We start from the raw sequence: 18,287 nt of genomic DNA on the forward strand, positions 1-18,287 counted from the left end.
ATTCGAGAAGAGGGGATTCACTTGAAGAAAAGGTCATCCATCTTTCTTGTAAGCGTTCTTATGATCAGTCTTCTGGCGGCTTGCACGCAAAGCCCGTCGGCGACGCCTTCGACGGACGCGCCGCCGGCGTCGGGCGGGACGGCGACGGAGAAGCCCGCGGACGACAAGCCGTCGGAGCCCGAGGCGCCGAAGGAGCCGACGAAGTTCTCGATCGGGATGCGGACGTTGAACGTGAAGTACGTGGAAAATCACGCGAACATCAACGACGATCCGTACGTGAAGGCGTTGGAGCGATTTACGAACACGGACCTGGACATTCGTCTCATCCCGCACGCCGAGTACGAGACGAAGATGGTGCAGATGTTCGCGACGAACGACTTGACGGACGTCATCCAGGCGAGCGGCGGCATCAGCGGCAAGGAGCTGGCGGGTTCGGTCGAAGCCGGCGTGTTCGTCGATCTGAAGCCATACCTCGAAGAACACGGCAAGGCGCTGCTCGAGACGATTCCCGAAGCCGCTTGGGAGAGGGTGACGGACGCTGAAGGACATATCTACGGCATTCCGGAATATCTCGGCAATCCGTCCCGCCGGGCGACGTGGATTCGGATGGATTTGCTCGAGAAAACCGGGCTGCCGGTGCCGAAGACGGTCGACGAATTTCTCGAGGTGCTGCGCGCGTTCAAGAAATTAGGGGTGGAAGAGCCGTTCGCGGGCCGGGCGGAGTTCAAATACGCGGATACGTTCTTCGGGGCGTACGACGTATTCGGATACGGCAACGAACTGGAGCTCGTCGACGGGAAGATGCAGCCGAAGTTCTTGGACGTCGAGAACATGCAGGCCGCTATCGGGGTGTATAAGACGATGTACGACGAAGGGCTCATGAGCAAGGAATTCGCGACGGTCAACCCGAACACGTTCAAGGCGACCATTACGTCCGGCAAGGCGGGCATGTGGAGCATGAACGCCAACGAGCTCCCGATCTGGGGCGAACAGCTCGTGAACAACGTGCCGGAGGCGAAGGTGGCGCTCATTCCGTCGCCGATCGGGCCCGACGGCAAAGGCGGGTATTCCTTATACAGCCCGGTGACGCGCTCCTTCCTGATCACGAAGCAAGCGGAAGACAAAGTCGTGGACATCATTAAATTTTTCGAATGGCAGACGACGGAGGAAGCGAAGCTGTTTTTCAGCTACGGCCTCGAGGGCACGGACTACGCGATGAACGGCAGCGAGCCGGCGTATAAAGCGCCGGAGACGAACGAAGAGCTCGACAAGCAGCGGTACTTGAACTACTGGCTGTGGATGGTCCAGGATACGACGTACAACGAGCTCGTGCTCAGCCAGACGGAGGAAGGCAGAGCGTTGATCGAGATCTATGACACGATGCTGGCGAACGAAGGCCGCGACGGCTACGAGTTCAACGATCCGCTGGAAGCATGGGTGAACAATCCGGACATCAACCCGTTCTCCGACCGGTACCCGCCGCTGATCAACGAGCACATTATGAAAATGGTGTTCGGCCAAGAGCCGATCGCAGACTGGCCGAAGGTTATCGAGGAATGGCGCTCGAAGGGCGGCGACGCGTTGATCGAGGAGGCGACCAAGAAATACAACGAAGGCGCGGTCGTGTATGCGCCGCAGCGATAATAGAATCGGACTCCCCGCGCGGTTGCGCGGGGAGCGTCTTTCTTTTAAGATGAAGTTCATAAGAGATTTGAAAGCGGTTGCAACCATTCCCGCTCGACGGAGGAGGCGCTCTATGTACAATGTGTTGGTCGTGGACGACGAGCCGATGATTCGACGAGGGCTGACGAAAATCTTAGAGAGCGGCGGTTTCGGGCTCGAGGACATTCGCTCGGCGGAGAACGGAGTCGAGGCGCTGGAGCAGATTCGGGCGTTTCCGCCCGACTTTCTGTTCACCGACATCCGGATGGCGAAGATGGACGGCTTGGAATTGTGCGGCGTCGTGTCCCGCGAATATCCGCACATCCAGATCGTGATCGTGACGGGCTACGACGACTTCGCGTACGCCCGGCAAGGGATCGCGTGCGGCGTGAAGGAATACTTGCTTAAGCCCATTACGAAGAAGAGCATTCAGGAGGTCGTCGTTCGGTTGCTCGACGCGGAGCGCAAACGAGAGCGCTCGCTTCCGTCCCTGGCGAAGTCGACGGCATGGATCGACGCGATGGAGGAAGCCGTCTGGTCGTTGTCGGAGGACGACGTCGCCCGCGGCATCGAGTCGCTGTTCGGCGAGCTCCGGGGCAAGGGGCTGTCGACGCACCAACAGACGGCGATCGTCGCGGACCTGTGCGAGCTGCTTGCGCGGAAGCTGAACGCGCGCGACGTCTATCCGCTCGAGACGTCGTTCCGGAAGGAGAGCGTCGCCGGAAGCGAGGATGCGCGGGCGCGCCTCGTCGAGTTCGCCGCTTCCGCCATGGATGCGCTCCGAACGAAGCGCAAGGGCAAGGCGAAGGATCCGATCGAAGAAGCGAAGAAGTTCGTCGAGCTTCACCTGTCCCGCGACTTCTCCTTGGAGGAAGTAGCCGACATGCTCGGACTGAACGCCTCGTACTTCAGTCAATTGTTCAAGCAGTCGACCGGAGAGACGTTCGCCTCGTACCGCATCCGCCGCCGCATGGAGCGGGCCAAGCGGCTGCTCGCCGAGCCGCGGCATCGCATCACGGACATTTCGTACGAGGTCGGCTACGCGGACCACCCTCATTTCACGAAGACGTTCAAGAAGATGACCGGCGATACGCCGAAACAATTCAGGGAGAAGCTGGGAATCGACTCATGAGGAAGAGCTTATTCGGCCAAATCTATCTGTACTTCACCGTCGTCATTTTGCTCTCGATCTTAGGCGTCGGCGTCGTCTCGTATATGCAGTCGTCGCGCGCCCTGGACGATCAGGTCGAGCGTTACATCAGCCAATTGATCCGGCACTCGACGTCGCAGACCGAGTCTTATTTGCGGCGTTACGAGCTGGCGAGCGATTCGCTGCTGTCCGAGGACGCGGTGAAGCAATTCATGGAGATGGATCCCGAGGACAGCTATCGATTCTACGAGTTGACCCAGACGATTCAGAAAAATTTGTTCCGCAAGACGTTCATCGCCTATCCGAGCGTTCATTCGATCACGGTTATCGGCGACCACGGCAAGGCGGTCATCGACGACAACCAAAACTGGGCGACTTACACGAACTTCGACCCCGAGCAAACGCTCGCGTACGTGAACGCCAAGGTGCCGCCGGACGGAAAGATCGCGATATTCCGCAACGACGATGAGAAGGGCCGGGGCGCGACGATCACGATCGCTCGCCGAATCCGGGGGTTCGTCTCCTATCAGCCGAAGGGCATCCTCGCCATGGAAATCAAGACCGAGCAGCTCGCTCCGCTGTGGGACATGGCGGATCTCGGACCGTCCGCGACGTTCTTCATCGCCGACGAGAGCGGACGCATCATCTACGAGCCGTCGTCGTCGAGGTTGACCGATGCGGACATGGTCGCCGTCGCGTCTCGACTGACGGGCGGGACCGAGCGGTCGGAGATCATTCCGATCGGCGGGGAGCCGACGCTGTTCGTCGCCAGAGAATCCGCTTATCTGAAATGGAAGATGATCGTCTCGCTCCCCGTCGACGAGCTGCGCCGTCCGGTCGATTCCATCCGGACGACGACGTGGGCCGTCGGCCTCGCGACGCTGCTCATCGCCTTGCTGCTCGCGTATCGATTCGGACGGACGATCACCCGGCCGATCCGTTCCGTCATGGAAGGGATGCGCGAGACGGAAAAGGGGAACTGGAGCCGCCTCGAGGACCATGGACGGGACGACGAGCTCGGAGGACTGATCCATCGCTACAACCTGATGGTCAGCCGCTTGTCGGAGATGATCGACCTCGTCTACGACGCGGAGTTGAAGCAGCAGAAGTCGGAGCTCGAGCTGCAGCGCAGCCGGTTCGAACGGCAGCAGGCGGAATTTCAGGCGCTGCAGCTGCAGATCAACCCGCACTTCCTGTACAATACATTGGAGACGATCAACTGCTACGCCATCGTGCAGGACTCGGACGAAATTTCGGAGATCGTCGAAGCGATGGCGTTCATGCTCCGATACTCGGTACAGACGCATCTGGAAGAAATTACGCTCGTCAACGAACTGAACCATGTGCGCAACTACATGGTCATCATGCGGCATCGGCTCGGCAACGGCTTCGAGCTGGACGTCGCCGTTCCTCCGTCGCTGCTGCTGCGGCACATGGTCCGGCTCACGATGCAGCCGCTCGTCGAGAACGCGCTGCAGCACGCGTTTCGGGACGGCATGGAGCCGCATCATTACATCCGCATCGACGCCGCAGAGACCGCGGACGAATTCCGCGTGTACGTCGAAGACAACGGCGTCGGCATGACGCCGGAGAAGCTCGCCGCGCTGCGGTCGAAGCTGGCGGAAGACGCGGCGGAAGCCGAAGCGGCGGCGACGGCCGCGCTCGATCGTCCCGACGGCGGCGGCCCCGCCGCGGCCCGCACGATTCTGCGCCGCGGCGGCATCGGCATCGTCAACGTGCACCGCCGCATCCGCATGGTGTACGGCGAAGGCTACGGCCTCGCCATCGATAGCGAAGAGGGGCGCGGCACCCGCTTCACGATGCGCATGCCAAGAAGGGGGTGACGGCTGTGGCTGTCCCCCTTTATTACATTGCGATTGGAAGGACCGCCACAAACCTGAGCCGCCGCCGCCGCTTGCTAGAACTCTACCGGGAGAGCTCCTATTGAACCACTCTCTCCCGGCGCCTTTCTAACCTGATTCCTCTTGTTCAGGAAAACTGTACGTAGACCCGAGCTTCCGCCCCTTGCTAGAACTCCTCCGGCAAAGCTCCTATTGACCCACTCTCTACCGGCGGCTTTCTAACCTGATTCCTCTTGTTCAGGTAAACTGTACGTAAACCCGAGCCACCGCCCCTTGCTAGAACTCCTCCGGCAAAGCTCCTACATATACACACTCTATCCCGGCGGCATTCTAACCTGATTCCTCTTGTTCAGGAAAACTGAATTGAAGACATCACCTTAGAAAGGGGATGGGGGGAATTCCCAGGGGCCATCTCCTGAGCTAAGGCAATCACCTGAGAAAGGACCGCAGACCACTTAAGCACCCTGCGACACCCTCTAGAATTCTACCGGCAAAGCTCTTGCTGAGACACACTCTCTCCTGACGGATTTTAACCGGATTCCCCTTGTTCAGGAAAACTGAGTTGAAGACATCACCTTAGAAAGGACCGCAGACCGCCTATGCACCCTGTGACAACCTCTAGAATTCTATCGGCAAAGCTCCTACTGATACACACCTTCTCGGTGCCCTTCAAACCTGCTTTCCTTTTCAGGAAAACTGAGTTGGGAAGCAAGGAAGAGGCGCGTCGTACCAAATATCCCTACCGGGCGATCTCCTGAGCTGAGGCAATCAACTTAGAAAGGCGCCGCAACCTTACCTAGAACCCGTCGGTGCGGTGGCGATTTCGACGGTGCGCGTGTCGTCGTGCCAGACGACTTCGACGCCGAGCAAGCCGCCGACGTCGCGCAGCGGGACGTAGACGGCGGCGTTCATGAGCAGCGGTGCATAGGAGAGCGACTGCTGCTTGCCGCCGACGAGCGCGAACGGGGCGCCCTCGCGTAGCGTGAAGGCGCGGTCGGCGTAGGCGACGTTCACGCCGGACGTCGCTTCGTCGTATTCGACCGCGGCGCCGACGGCTTCGAACAGCGCTCGAAGCGGCACGAACATCCGGTTGTCGATCATGATCGGGCTCGGCTCGAAGCGCTGCTCGACTCCGTCGATCCGAAGCGCCGCCTCCGCTTTCCGTTGGATCGGCGTTAGGACCTGTCCGGGCGTGCGCTGCAGCTCCTTCGGCAGGTCGAAGGCGTAAAGCGTGCCCTCGGTCTGCACGAGCAGAAGGTTGCCGACGACCCGGAACGGGCCGAAATGTTTCGCGCCGGTCTCGAAGCGGAATAAGGCTTTTCCGGAATGGACGTCGAAGGCGAACAAGTCGCCGTCCGTCTGGCCGACGTAGAGACCGTCCTCGCGTACGTCGAGCCGAGCGACGGGATTGTCGAGGCCGGAATAGTCTACGCGAGCGTTGGTGAGAACATCACGGGAATGGAGAGAGCCCCCGGGGTCGGCGAAGAACAGCTTCCCGCCGTAAGGGCCCGCGAAGTCGCTGCGGCTTTCGGCCGCCATTACGGCGGCGTTCGCCGGCTCCGCGTCCAGATGCGTCCGATATACGCTGCCGTCGAACGCCGCGGCGATGACGAGGTCTCCGGCGATGACGGCGCGGCCTGCGCCGCCCGTCAGTCGATCGCGCCCCTCGGGGAGAGGGAGGAAGTAGCGGGACCCCTTCGCTTCGCCCGTCATCGTCGCCACGACGTCCACTTTCAATCCGAAGGCTTCGTCGTCGCCCACCGGGTATGTATCCCGCAAGTAGACGACGTCGCTGCGGACTTGAAGAGGGACGCCTTCGGCTTTCCACAGCGTTCGTCCGGTCGCTTTATCGATGCCGTAGGTGAAGTCGCGCGTAATCGCCCCGGATTCCGACGTCGCGAACAGAAGGAGACCCTTCAACGGGATAGGCGTTCCATAGCTGTATGCGTCTGTGTTGCGCCAGAGCCGGTGGCCCGATTTCGCGTCGACGGCGAGCAGGCCCCCGGCGTACTTGACGTACACGGTCCCGTCTGCGACGACGAGCTCGCCGCCGTTCGCGGCGTCGTCGATTTGGGTTCGCCACGCCACGCCCCCGTCCGACGCGGACAGCCGCGACAAGGCGCCGGCGGCGCTTAGCGCGTACACGGCGGTATCGTCCTCGACCGCGACGGAGACGACGTTCCCGTCGACCGTCCAAGCGCGGCGACCCGAAGACGGTTCGGCCGCGACGAGCTTCCCGCGCTGAATATAATACGGCCGCTTGTCCGTCGCGACGACCCGGTCGTCGTTCCATTCGTCGCCGTCCGTCGGCTTGTCATACTCGATCGTCCAGCGGGGCCTCGCGAGCGGCGCCGCGAAGGCGGAATCGGACGACGCTACCGTCCCCGATGGAATCAGCTGCGGCTCGTACCACACCTCCGCTCCGACCGGGGGCGCCGCAAGGCTAAGAGAGAGGGCGGTCGCTGCGGGGAGGATCATTTTCCGAAATGGGGCGGTCATCGAACTATTCACTCCTCTGCGAAGTCTCGATACTCCTCAGACGCATGTATTCGCCCAAAGGTTTCCACCTAAAAAAAACACAACTTCACGGGAAACGGCCCCATTGTTGCGCTCGGCGCTCCCCCCTAAGATGAAAGGTAGAACGACCGATGAGGGAGGATCAGCACATGAACATCGACTTAACGGGAAAGCTTGCGCTCGTGACGGGCTCGAACGCCGGCATCGGACGGGCGATCGCGCTGGCGCTGGCGTCCGCGGGCGCCGACGTGGCGGTCACGTATATGAACCGGCGGGAGCAAGGAGAAGAGACGGCTAAGGCCATTCGGGAAAAGGGCGTCCGCAGCGCGGCGTTCCAGCTCGACGCTAGCGACGCGGAGCGGGTGGCGCGTTTTCCGGCGGAAATCGAGGAGACGTTCGGACGCTCGGTCGACGTCTTGGTGAACAATGCGGGACATCTGATCGGGCGCGTCCCGAGTCTCGACATGACCGAAGCGCACTACGGCAAGGTGATGGACGTCAACTTCAAGAGCTGCGTGCTCATGTGCGCCGCGTTCGGCAAGGGGATGCGGGAGAAGGGCGGCGGCAGCATCGTTAACATGACATCCGTCGCGGCGCATAACGGCGGCGGCGCGGGGGCGGCGGTGTACGCCGGCGCGAAAGCGGCGATGATCGCGTATTCGAAGGGACTGGCGAAGGAAGTTGCGGGCGCGGGCATCCGCGTGAATCTGATTTCGCCCGGCTTTATCGGGCAGACCGCCTTCCACGATACGTTCACCCCGGAGGCGGCGCGCAAGGCGACGGTGCAGGGCATCCCGCTCGGGCGGGAGGGGACGCCGGACGACGTGGCGGGGGCTGCGCTGTTTTTCGCTTCCGATCTGTCCTCCTACATTACTGGAGAGACGATCGAGGTGAACGGCGGCATGTTCATGCGATGATCGCGGCGCCTCTGCGGGAGAAGAAGCGGTACGGGTGGTTCGACGCCGCGCTCCGGGCGCTGCTGGAGGAGACCGACGCCGCGCTGGAAGCCGGCGTGGACGTGCCGGAGGAGCCTGGGGGCTGGTGGCACCAATACGTTTGCCCGACGCACGGGACGGAGCTTCGGTTCGATCCGCGCGAGCGGGAGGCGACCGCGTTTCGCTGTCCGCACGGCTGCGTCCTGGAAGGCGAGGCGTACCGCGGCGCGTGGCTCGTCTTCAAGCATCAGGAGCGGGCGCGCACGGCGCTGTCGGCGGCGGCGATGTACGCGGCGACGGGGGAGGCGAAGTACGCGGAGGCCGCGAACGCGATTCTTGAAGCGTACGCTTCGCGATATCCGCGCTATCCGGTTCATCCGGACGCGCAGCCATGGATGCTGAAGGGACGGGCGTTCCATCAGGCGCTTACGGAGGCGATCTGGGCGACGACGATATTGCGCGCCTTCTTGCTGCTACGGGACGAAGGAGCGCTGCAGGTCGACGCTGCGGCGTCGGACGTCTTCTTCGCGATGGTCTCGAGCAGCATGACGGAGTATCGCCGCATCCTGATCGAGGAGCGGGACGAGCCCGCGAACAATTATACGGCTTGGTTGAACGCCTGCCTGGCTTGCTACTATGCGGTACGGGACGACCGCGACGGGATGGAGACGCTCGTCTCGGCGCGCGGCGGCCTGCGGCATCATCTGGAGATCGGGGTGCTGCCGGATCAGCTGGAATTCGAGGGGAGTCTCTATTATCACGTCTTCGTGCTGCGAGCGTATTTCATCGCCGCCGAGATGGCGGAGCGGCTCGGATTCGACGCGACGGCGTGGACGGGGAGCGCGGGGCAGAGCTTCCGCGGCATGCTGGAGGCGCTCGTCGGCCTCGCCGCGCCGAACGGAGAGCTGCCTGCGCTGCACGACGGCCCGTACAGCCGTCCGCCGTACGCCCGGGAGATCGCCGAGGTGTTCGAGATCGGGTATGCGCGGTACGGCGACGCGCGCTTTGCGCCGATCCTGCGCGAGGCGTATCGGCGCGCGGACGGCGGCTGCGGCGGCGGGACCGGCTCGGCGGAACGGCGCGGGCTCGAAGCCGTGCTGTACGGCGAAGGCGACTGGCCCGCGGCGGAGCCGCTGCGCGAGCCGTCCCGCCTCTACGCGTCGGCGGGGTTCGCCGTGCTCCGGCATGCCGATAACCCGTTGTCGCTGCTCGCGGATTTCGGTCCGCACGGCGGCAGCCACGGCCACGACGACAAGCTGAACGTCGTCCTTATGCACCGGAACGGCTTCGTGCTGCCGGAGCGCGGCATGGTCCCGTACGGCTCGGAGCTGCGGCGGCGCTGGTTCGCCCGGACGCCGAGCCACAACGCCGTCTCGGTCGGCGGCCGGACGCAAGCGCCGCATACGGGCGTCTGCCTCCGGTTCGACGCCGAGGCCCGCCGCTCGTACGCGTGGCTGCGCAGCGAAGGGGCGTACGCCGGAGCGACGCTGGACCGGCATCTATGGGTCGATCGAGACGTCGCGCTCGATTGGTTCGAGGTCCGTCTCGATCTAGAGGAGACGGTCGATTATTGGCTCCATTTCGCGGAGCCGCTGAACGTCGGGGGCGGGTGGACGGCATGCACGCCCGACGCGGCGCCCGGCGAAGACGAGGCGTACGGGTACGTCGCGACGTCGGCGAGATGGACCGCCGAGGAGCCGTTCGCCGCCGTCGCCGCGACGTGCGGCGGGGAGCGGGTGACGGCGTCGCTGCTCGCCGTCCCCGGCGGGGAGCTGTACCGGATCGCGTCGCCCGGTACGTCGGTCGACCCGTCGCGGCCGCTCGACGGCCTGTTATACCGCGCGCGGGGGAGGCGCGCGACGTTCGTCGCCGCGTTCGCGGCCGGCGACGCGCCGATTCGCCTCGCGCGCGGCGACGAAGGCAGCGTCCTCGTCGCGCCCGCCGGCGGCGGGGGAACGGCGATGCGGTTCCGCATGACCGAACATGGACTTCATAGGGAGTGACCGAGATGCGAAAGACGTTGTTCGAGCCGATCAGCGGCCCGTTGACGGTGCAGTATGCGCCGACCGAGGAGACGGAGCTTCGGGAAAACCCGCCCCGCTTCACTTGGATGGGCGGCTCGTGGGAAGACGAACGCTACGCCCTGCAGCTGTCGACGGACGAGTTGTTCCAAGGCGAGGAGACGGTAACGTTCGGGCCGCTGCCCTACAACTTCTATACCCCGGACCGCGTACTCGCGCCGGGGACGTACTACTGGCGATATGCGCTCTGGGACGGCGACGGTCCGGCGTCCGACTGGAGCCGCACGCGCCGGTTCCGCGTCGCGCCCGGCCTGCCGGAGACGCCGCTGCCGTCCCGCGCCGACCGGTACGCCGGGTCGTCCGAGGCGCATCCCCGGCTGTGGCTGGACGCGGCGGGCGTCGAAGCGCTCCGCGCACGCGTTCGCACGGACGCGGACGGCTGCGGTTGGACCGCCTTCTACGAGCGATCCGTCTTGCCGTGGGCCGAACGGGAGCAGATCGCCGAGCCCGCGCGGTACCCGGACAACAAGCGGGTGGCGTCGTTATGGCGGCGGATGTACATGGACTGTCAAGAGACGCTGTACGCGATCCGGCATCTCGCGGTGGCGGGCGTCGTGCTGCAGGACGAGGCGCTGCTTGCGAAGGCTAAAGCATGGCTGCTTCATGCCGCGTCGTGGGACCCGGACGGCACGACATCCAGGGATTACAACGACGAAGCGGCGTTCCGCGTCGCGGGGGCGCTCGCGTGGGGATACGACTGGCTGCACGGCGAGCTGACCGACGACGAACGACGCCTCGTGCGCGCCTCGCTGCTTCGCCGAACCGAACAGGTGGCGTTCCACGTCATCGACCGGTCGAAAATTCACCACGTGCCGTACGACTCGCACGCGGTCCGCTCGCTCTCGTCGGTGCTGACGCCCTGCTGCATCGCCCTGCTCCACGAGGAGGAGCAAGCGAAAGAGTGGCTCGATTACGCGATCGACTACTTCGCTTGCCTGTATTCGCCTTGGGGCGGCGCGGACGGCGGCTGGGCCGAAGGGCCGATGTATTGGACGACCGGCATGGCGTTCGTGACCGAGGCGATGGGGCTGCTGAAGGCTTACGTCGGCATCGACTTATACCGGCGACCCTTCTTCCGCAAAACCGGGGATTTCCCGCTCTACTGCTTCTCCCCCGACACGACGCGGGCAAGCTTCGGCGACCAGTCGACGCTGGGCGACCTGCCGAGCCTGAAGACGGGTGCGCTCATGCGGCTGTTCGCCGGTCAGACGGGCAATCCGGCGTATCGGTGGTATTACGATCAGGTGCGCGCGCGCGAATCGCCGGAAGAGGCGGATACGAAGTTTTACAATTACGGCTGGTGGGATTTCCGCTTCGACGAGCTCGTCTACCGGCACGAAATTCCGGACGACGCCCCGGGTTCTCTCGACGGCGTCGAACCGCTGCGCTGGTTCCGGGACGTCGGCTGGGTCGCGATGCACCACCGGATGGACGATCCCGCGGAGCACGTCGTCTTGCTCGCGAAGAGCAGCCCGTACGGCTCGATCAGCCACAGCCACGGCGACCAGAACGGCTTCCTGCTGCACGCCTACGGGGAGCCGCTCGCGATCGACAGCGGATACTACGTCGCCTTCGGCTCGACCATGCATCTGAACTGGCGCCGGCAGACGCGGTCGAAGAACGCGCCGCTCATCGACGGCCGGGGGCAGTACGCAGGCCGCGACAAGTCGCTCAACTTGGAAGCGTCGGGCCGCGTCGAGGACGCGCGGTTTCGGGACGGCGTCGGGTATGCGCGGATGGACGCGACGGCCGCGTATCGCGTCGAGATTCCGTATGCGAAGCGGGTCGCGAGGGAGCTGTATTTCGTCGGCGGCTCTTACGTCGTCGTCGTCGACCTTGTCGATCTGGAGCAGCCGGGCCGCGTGACCTGGCAGCTGCACGCGCTCCGGGAGCCCGAGCCGAACCGGCAGACGTTCCGCGTAGACGGGGAGAAGGCCGAGCTCGCCGGCAAGTTCGTCTATTGCTCCTCGGGCGAGCTGCGGCTGACCGCCTTTACCGGCTTCGAGGACGTCGAACCGTCCGAGATCGAAGGGCTCGCGCCGCATGCAAGGCTGCTTGCGGAGACGAAGCGCGCGCTGTCGCACCGAATCGTGACGCTGCTCGTGCCGGCGAAGAAGGGCGAGCCGAAGCTCGTCTCGACGTTCCTGGACGATCAGGATCACGGCGTACATCTATATTTCACCGAGCATGGCGTTACGAAGCGCATCGAGGTACCGAAAGCCTATTAACGATATCGGGAAAACGACGCAAGGGCCGTCCCGCGACATGCGGAGACGGCCCTTCGCAGCTTATTTAGAACACTCGGTGTTTCCACCCCGACAGCTTCGCAAGCGCCTCGAGGAAAAAATAGTCGCCGTAGATAAGCGAGACGTCGACGTTCTGGCCCGCCGGCTTGTTCCCGGTGCCGCCGCGCAGCAGCGCTTCGTCGTTCGGATCGTCCCAGGCCGCGTAGCCGTCCGCGAGCGCGCGGAGCGTCCGGCGGGCGGCGTCGCGGTACGGCTCGCCCTCGTCCGGCGGCAGCAACGCCGCGAGCTCGATCAGCCCCGACGCCGCGCACGACGCCGCCGACGTATCGCGCGGCTCGCCCTCGCGCGGGACGACGCGGAAGTCCCACAGCGGCACGCCGTCCGCCTCGACCGAGGCGAGGAAGAAGTCGGCGACCCGTCGGGACGCTTCCAAGTAGCGCGCCTCGCCGGTGTACCGGCAGGCGACCGCGAAGCCGTACAACGCCCACGCGGCGCCGCGGCTCCAGGCGGAATCCGGCGCGAAGCCTTGACCGCCGATCCAGCCGAGGAAGTCGCCCGTCGCCGGGTCGAAGCTCGCGATATGCGCGACGGAGCCGTCCTCCCGGACGAAGCGGCGAAGCACCGTATCCGCATGGGCGGCGGCGATGTGCCGGTACCGCGGATCGCCGCTCGTCTCCGACGCCCAGAAGAGGAGCGGCAGGTTCATCATCGAATCGATGATCGCCCAGCCCGCGTTGTTCCGGTTCCACGCGGTCGGATCGGCGACGTCGTTCCACGCCCGCAGGAAGCCGCCGGCTAGGTTTAATCGACCGGCGAGGAAGTTCGCCGCGAACAGGCCGCGCCTCCGTCCGTCCTCGTCGCCGGTCAGCCGGTGCTTCAGCACGGCCGTCGGCAAAAACTGAAACCCGACGTCGTGGTGGAACCGGTTCGGCACGAGGAACAGCCGCTCCATCCGTTCGTCGTACGTCCAAGCGGCTTCCCGATACGCGGCGTCGCCCGTCAAGTCGGCCGCGATCCACAGCATGCCCGGCCAGAAGCCGGACGTCCACCAATCGAGCCGCGCGTCGTCGTATACGCCTTCCTTCGCGACATGCGGCGACTTAGCGCCGATGCGCCGCGAGGAGCGTTCCATTTTCCGTATCGTCTTCTCCAACAACCCTCCGGTCATGCGTACCCCTCCCGACTGTCGTTCCATCGAAATTGTAGCATGCCGCCGGCCGCCTCCCCATGGGGAAACTTCAGGTCGGGTTTTGTTTTTTTACGATCCGGTTATGCGCCGATCTCCGTTGTCGCGGGCTTGTCCTTGGGACGAAGCTTTCCCATGCCGGCGACGCCTAGGCAGAACAAGAAGCATATGCCGAATAACATCCGCATCCGGAGGTCCATGCTTTCGTCCGCGCCGCCGCGGAGCGAGTCCCCAAGCGTCATCGAGCCTACCAGCAGCGTGGCGAGTCCGATTCCGGCGATATTGCCCAGATAGCGAACCATGGCCAGGAGGCTTCCGGCGAGGCTGATTTTACGATCCGGGGCGTCGCTCATAATTTCGGCGTTGTTCGTCGCATGGAACAGCCCTACGCCGATGCCGAACAAGGCCAGCTGCAGCGCGATTCCGACGACGGTCACGTTCGGGAGCGCGGCTATGAACAGCATCGATGCGGCGCAAAGCATGGAACCGGCCGTAATCGGAAACCAGGCGCCGAACCGATCGCGAACCCAGCCGGCGATCGGAGCGGCGACGCCCATCAACAGCGGCTGAACGATCAGCAGGAGACCGACGCTCCAAGGCGATAAGCCTAACGGGCCTTGTAGATAAAACGCGATCGGGATCAGCGTCGCCGTTTGCGCGAGATTGATAAAGAAGGAACTCGCGTTGCCGAGCGCGATTTTCCGACGACCGAACAACTCTCGATCCAAGATCCCGTACGCAATTTTACGTTGTACGAACCATAAGGCGGCGAAGAGGACCAATCCGGCGGCGCCTAGGTACAGAATAGGAGTCGTGAAGCCGTTCTCCTTGCCGGCTTCGGCCGCGAACATGAGGAGGCAGGTCCCTGCAGCCAGCAAGAAAGACCCGAGAAAGTCGAACGGACTTCGATCCTGCCCTCTTTCCGTGCTCGGAAACCAACGAAGCCCCAAGACGAACGCGCAAAGGCCGATCGGCACATTGATCCAAAACAGCCACGGCCATTCGACGACCTCGAGCATCAACCCGCCTAGAGCCGGACCGGACATCGTCCCGATCGAGATGACGACGGCATTCATTCCAAGCGCGCGGCCTCTTTCCCGATCGGGGAACAGCTGGCGCACCATCGCTTGACTGTTGGCCATGATCATCGTCGCTCCGACGCCTTGCAATATCCTGGAAAGCAGGATGCTGACCAGCCCGTCCGAAAGCGCGATGCAAGCGGATCCGACGCTGAAGAGCAGGAAGCCCCAGCTGTAAATTTTCCGGCGGTCCAACCGATCGGACAATTTCCCCATGAACGGAAGAAGCGCGACCATCGTCAGCAAATAAGCGGTCGCGACCCACTGAATTTGCGAGAGGGAGACGCCGAATTGTTCCGACATCGTCGGGAGCGTCACGTTGACGATGCCCACGTCGAGCGTCGAAATGAGCGTGCCCATATTCACGATCTGGAGAATGCTCCATCGATTGCGGTGTCGGGAGTCGAAGGGCGAGCTCCGCAGTCGTTCCAAACTTATCACCTCCATGTCGATTCACGGATAGTTCATTTCCATGGTCGACGCCCGATATCCTTCAAAGACATTGAAGAAAAAACGCCGAACCCGGAATTACGGTTCGGCGCTTCTTGCGGTTCTCGGCACGTTCGGATGAAGCCATGGCGGCGAAGGGCGAGCCTCGGACGTCGGCCCGGAGAGCGCGTCCCTCTTCCGGGCGGGAAACGCTTCCAGCTCCGCGAGCATCGCCGCGGAGAGCGGGTATGCCGGCGCTCCGGCGCGCAGCGGCGCGATCTGAGCGCGAAGCGATCGCGACGCCCGCATCAACGCTCGTTCCGCGGCTCCGGCGTCGTCGACGCTCGCGCCCGCGGCGGCCGCGGCGTATAACGCGTATTTCTGCAGATGGAATCGAAGGATGGCGTTTAGCGCCGCGAGCGCCTTCGAGGCGAAATACGCGTCGGACGGGCGGGACCCGCCTCGGCGGCGGGTTGCGGCTAACCTGCGGGAGAATTGCTCAAGGATACGGGCGATCCCGATTTCCGCCGCTTCGTCGGCGCGAATCAAGTCCTTCACGCCCATACCTTATTCCTCGTCCGGAAGCTGCGTCCGCAAAGCTAGCGCGGTTTCCAATTTTCGCAACAGGAACAGCTCTTTAAACATCAACGTCTCCATGAACCGCGTCACGCTGACGTCGAACCGCAGGATGTCGTCGTTGCTCGGGTTCGTCGGGAAATCGAGGTTGCTGCCGACGAAAGCTTGCATCTCCTCGGCCTTGGCGTTCATCAGATGGGCGAGCGCCATCTCCTCCAGCGCGATCGACTCGAGCAGGTCGATCAGCGTCTCGTTCAAGTTCGGTCGGTTCGTCCCCTCCGGGATTTCCGGCATGCTCACGGCGGTTCCCTCTTTCCGGCGCGGATGTTTCTCTCATCATATGATCCGATCCGGAAAGTATGTCGCGGCGGAGGCGAGCAGGCTTACATGAAATCGAAGAAATATCGGATCGCGTGGAAGAAGATCGGCGACGTATACGTCAAGCTGTCGACGCGGTTCAAGTAGCTGTTCTTTCCTTCCTCCGGCTTCGCGTCGTCCCCGATCAGCAGGTCGCGCTTGAGCACGGAAATCGTCAACGCCCCGAAAAATCCGCTTACGCTGATCAGAATGCCCGACCAGATGCCGAAGGAGACGTCGAACGGAGTCAGGTGCGGATATAGGAAGTAAGACGCCGCGGTCGTGGCGAGCAGGGCGACGGCGAAGCCCTCCCACGTCATGTTCGGATTCGCCGTGGGTACGATCTTCCGCTTGCCGAAGTAGATGGAGATCAACGAATGGACGACGTCGTTCACCTGCGTCAAGACGACCAGGAACAACACGAGCTCGGCGCCGTATTCCGGCGTGGCGATCTGGTAATACGCCAGATGGCTCAGGCCGAACACCATCAGCATCAGCCCCCATTGCGTCGAGCTGACGGAGCGGAGGAAGCCGACGGTTCCTTTGTTAAGCAAGCGCGGGAGCGGCAAAAATAAAAAAACGTAGATCGGGATGAAGACGATGAACATCCCATACCATCCCGTGTAAATCCAATAGAACTGAATTGGGATCGACAAATACGCCCAGAGGAAGATGCGGCGGTCCGCCTTCCGGGTCTTGATCATCGAGAAATACTCCTTCAGCGCGAAGAACGTCAGTACCATGAGAGAGAGCAGAGAGACGACCGGATTGAACAGCGTCGCCAGACTGAAGATGAAGAACATGCCCCACCACGTGCCGATTCGCGCGGAGATCGCTTCGAAATCCTTGTTCGGCTGCTTCTTCCGTACGATATAGAAAGCAAGAGTAATGAAGACCAAGCTTGCGAAAATGACGCCGAGCGTCCACAACGCGCTGACCATGAGCGAACACCAACCTATGCACTTTTATAGTAGGCATCGAAATCGGGATACGGCATAATACATGTAGACGATATGAAGCAAGGGAGATTCGCCATGGATTCCGATCGTTCGGTTTATATCCTGCTTACGAATACCGGTACGTTGTTTACGAAATCCATACAGAGTTATACGAAGGCGCCGTATAACCATGCCTCGATCTCGTTCGACCGCGAGTTGACGGAGCTGTACAGCTTCGGGAGGAAAAACCCGAACAACCCGCTGAACGGCGGCTTCGTGAAGGAAGACATCAAGACGGGGACCTACAGCAAATATCCCAATACGACCTGCGTCATTTACGAGCTGAAGGCGACGCGGCGGGAAGTCGATAAGATGAAGCGCGTTCTGCGTATCTTTATCCGAAGCCGTCAGAAATATCTGTACAACCTGCTGGGCGTCTTCGGCATCGTGCTGAACGAACCGGTGGAATTCAGCAATTCTTATTTTTGTTCGCAATTCGTCGCCGAAATCCTGCAGCGGTCCGGGATCCGGCTTTGGAACAAACTGCCCGCTCTGGTGACGCCGGACGACTTTAGGAAAAGCGACCGATTGCGATTGATTTACGAGGGAAAGCTAAGCGAGTACGTTCCTTAACCTTCGCTTGACGTTGGTTGGAGTTTCCATTGTACAACATCGCGGCGGGATGGTATATTGTTAATCCGCCGCGACGAGCGGCCGGTCGATCCGACGGCGAACGACAAGATGTCGAACGAATTGGAAAACATTGTCGCTTGCAATCGAATGATCGAATGTGGTACATTAGTCTTCCGGCCGTGAGAGCGAGTCGGACAAGCAACACCGAGTAAGACAAGCTTGCTCCTTGAAAACTGAACATGAGCCGGAGTTTTTTCGCAGGCGAGGAACTCGCCGAGAAAAAATCTCCAAGCATATGCTTAAAGTAAGAAATGCTAGCTTGTAATGAGCGCAGTATATTGAACTACCCTTTTTGGAGAGTTTGATCCTGGCTCAGGACGAACGCTGGCGGCGTGCCTAATACATGCAAGTCGAGCGGAGTGTTCCCTTCGGGGTTCACTTAGCGGCGGACGGGTGAGTAACACGTAGGCAACCTGCCCATAAGACCGGGATAACTGGCGGAAACGCCTGCTAATACCGGATAATCGATTCGCTCGCCTGAGCGAATCGTGAAAGATGCTTCGGCATCGCTTGTGGATGGGCCTGCGGCGCATTAGCTAGTTGGCGGGGTAACGGCCCACCAAGGCGACGATGCGT

General features: G+C 62.4%; 13 protein-coding genes and 1 rRNA gene. 8 read left to right on the plus strand and 6 right to left on the minus strand.

Going from position 1 to position 18,287, the window contains the following annotated elements; translation table 11 throughout:
• Nucleotides 1–21 precede the first annotated feature (21 nt).
• The 3 genes from FE782_RS27650 to FE782_RS27660 all read left to right on the plus strand — a co-directional run bounded on the left by FE782_RS27650 (nt 22) and on the right by FE782_RS27660 (nt 4,656).
• Nucleotides 22–1,644 (plus strand): type 2 periplasmic-binding domain-containing protein, encoded by a 1,623-nt coding sequence (locus tag FE782_RS27650; RefSeq protein WP_238392685.1) that lies wholly within the window; start codon nt 22–24, stop codon nt 1,642–1,644.
• Nucleotides 1,645–1,756: 112 nt separating this feature from the next.
• Nucleotides 1,757–2,794, plus strand: a complete 1,038-nt coding sequence (locus FE782_RS27655) for a response regulator transcription factor (protein WP_138197587.1) — start codon at nt 1,757–1,759, stop codon at nt 2,792–2,794.
• A complete protein-coding gene (locus FE782_RS27660; protein ID WP_138197588.1) occupies nt 2,791–4,656 on the plus strand; it encodes a cache domain-containing sensor histidine kinase in 1,866 nt (621 codons plus the stop codon). The genes FE782_RS27655 and FE782_RS27660 overlap by 4 nt, the downstream gene beginning before the upstream one ends.
• An 810-nt stretch (nt 4,657–5,466) precedes the next feature.
• Here the strand turns inward: FE782_RS27660 and FE782_RS27665 are convergent.
• The gene (locus FE782_RS27665; RefSeq protein WP_138197589.1) at nt 5,467–7,173 is read right to left on the minus strand and encodes an outer membrane protein assembly factor BamB family protein; all 1,707 of its coding nucleotides are present in this window, start codon (nt 7,171–7,173) and stop codon (nt 5,467–5,469) included.
• Nucleotides 7,174–7,340: 167 nt separating this feature from the next.
• On the opposite strand from FE782_RS27665, the gene FE782_RS27670 reads away from it, so the two are divergent.
• From FE782_RS27670 to FE782_RS27680, 3 genes are read left to right on the plus strand one after another with little or no spacing between them, the layout of a single operon-like run.
• On the plus strand, nt 7,341–8,108 hold the full coding sequence (locus tag FE782_RS27670) for an SDR family NAD(P)-dependent oxidoreductase (protein ID WP_138197590.1): 768 nt from the start codon (nt 7,341–7,343) through the stop codon (nt 8,106–8,108).
• Nucleotides 8,105–10,129, plus strand: a complete 2,025-nt coding sequence (locus FE782_RS27675; RefSeq protein WP_138197591.1) for a heparinase II/III domain-containing protein — start codon at nt 8,105–8,107, stop codon at nt 10,127–10,129. The genes FE782_RS27670 and FE782_RS27675 overlap by 4 nt, the downstream gene beginning before the upstream one ends.
• A 5-nt stretch (nt 10,130–10,134) precedes the next feature.
• Entirely contained in the window at nt 10,135–12,435 is a 2,301-nt protein-coding gene (locus FE782_RS27680; protein WP_138197592.1) for a DUF4962 domain-containing protein, read from the plus strand.
• A gap of 64 nt (nt 12,436–12,499) precedes the next feature.
• Here FE782_RS27680 and FE782_RS27685 read toward each other — a convergent pair whose 3' ends face one another.
• The 5 genes from FE782_RS27685 to FE782_RS27705 all read right to left on the minus strand — a co-directional run bounded on the left by FE782_RS27685 (nt 12,500) and on the right by FE782_RS27705 (nt 17,021).
• Nucleotides 12,500–13,621 carry a glycoside hydrolase family 88 protein gene (locus FE782_RS27685; protein WP_238392686.1) on the minus strand — a complete coding sequence of 374 codons (1,122 nt, stop codon included), beginning with the start codon at nt 13,619–13,621 and terminating at the stop codon, nt 12,500–12,502.
• Nucleotides 13,622–13,722: 101 nt separating this feature from the next.
• A complete protein-coding gene (locus FE782_RS27690) occupies nt 13,723–15,150 on the minus strand; it encodes an MFS transporter (RefSeq protein WP_158299589.1) in 1,428 nt (475 codons plus the stop codon).
• Nucleotides 15,151–15,246: 96 nt separating this feature from the next.
• The gene (locus FE782_RS27695; protein ID WP_138197595.1) at nt 15,247–15,711 is read right to left on the minus strand and encodes a hypothetical protein; all 465 of its coding nucleotides are present in this window, start codon (nt 15,709–15,711) and stop codon (nt 15,247–15,249) included.
• Between the two features lie 3 nt (nt 15,712–15,714).
• Nucleotides 15,715–16,017 (minus strand): alpha-helical endospore appendage domain-containing protein, encoded by a 303-nt coding sequence (locus FE782_RS27700; protein WP_238392687.1) that lies wholly within the window; start codon nt 16,015–16,017, stop codon nt 15,715–15,717.
• 89 nt (nt 16,018–16,106) lie between these two features.
• Nucleotides 16,107–17,021: a phosphatidate cytidylyltransferase gene (locus tag FE782_RS27705; RefSeq protein WP_138197597.1), complete on the minus strand. Its 915-nt coding sequence runs from the start codon at nt 17,019–17,021 to the stop codon at nt 16,107–16,109.
• 93 nt (nt 17,022–17,114) lie between these two features.
• Between FE782_RS27705 and FE782_RS27710 the strand changes: the two genes are divergently transcribed.
• On the plus strand, nt 17,115–17,651 hold the full coding sequence (locus FE782_RS27710) for a hypothetical protein (RefSeq protein WP_138197598.1): 537 nt from the start codon (nt 17,115–17,117) through the stop codon (nt 17,649–17,651).
• A gap of 349 nt (nt 17,652–18,000) precedes the next feature.
• Nucleotides 18,001–18,287 (plus strand): 16S ribosomal RNA (locus FE782_RS27715); the annotation flags it as partial.

The sequence above is a fragment of the Paenibacillus antri genome (assembly GCF_005765165.1).
In the GTDB taxonomy this organism is placed as follows: Bacteria; Bacillota; Bacilli; order Paenibacillales; family YIM-B00363; genus Paenibacillus_AE; species Paenibacillus_AE antri.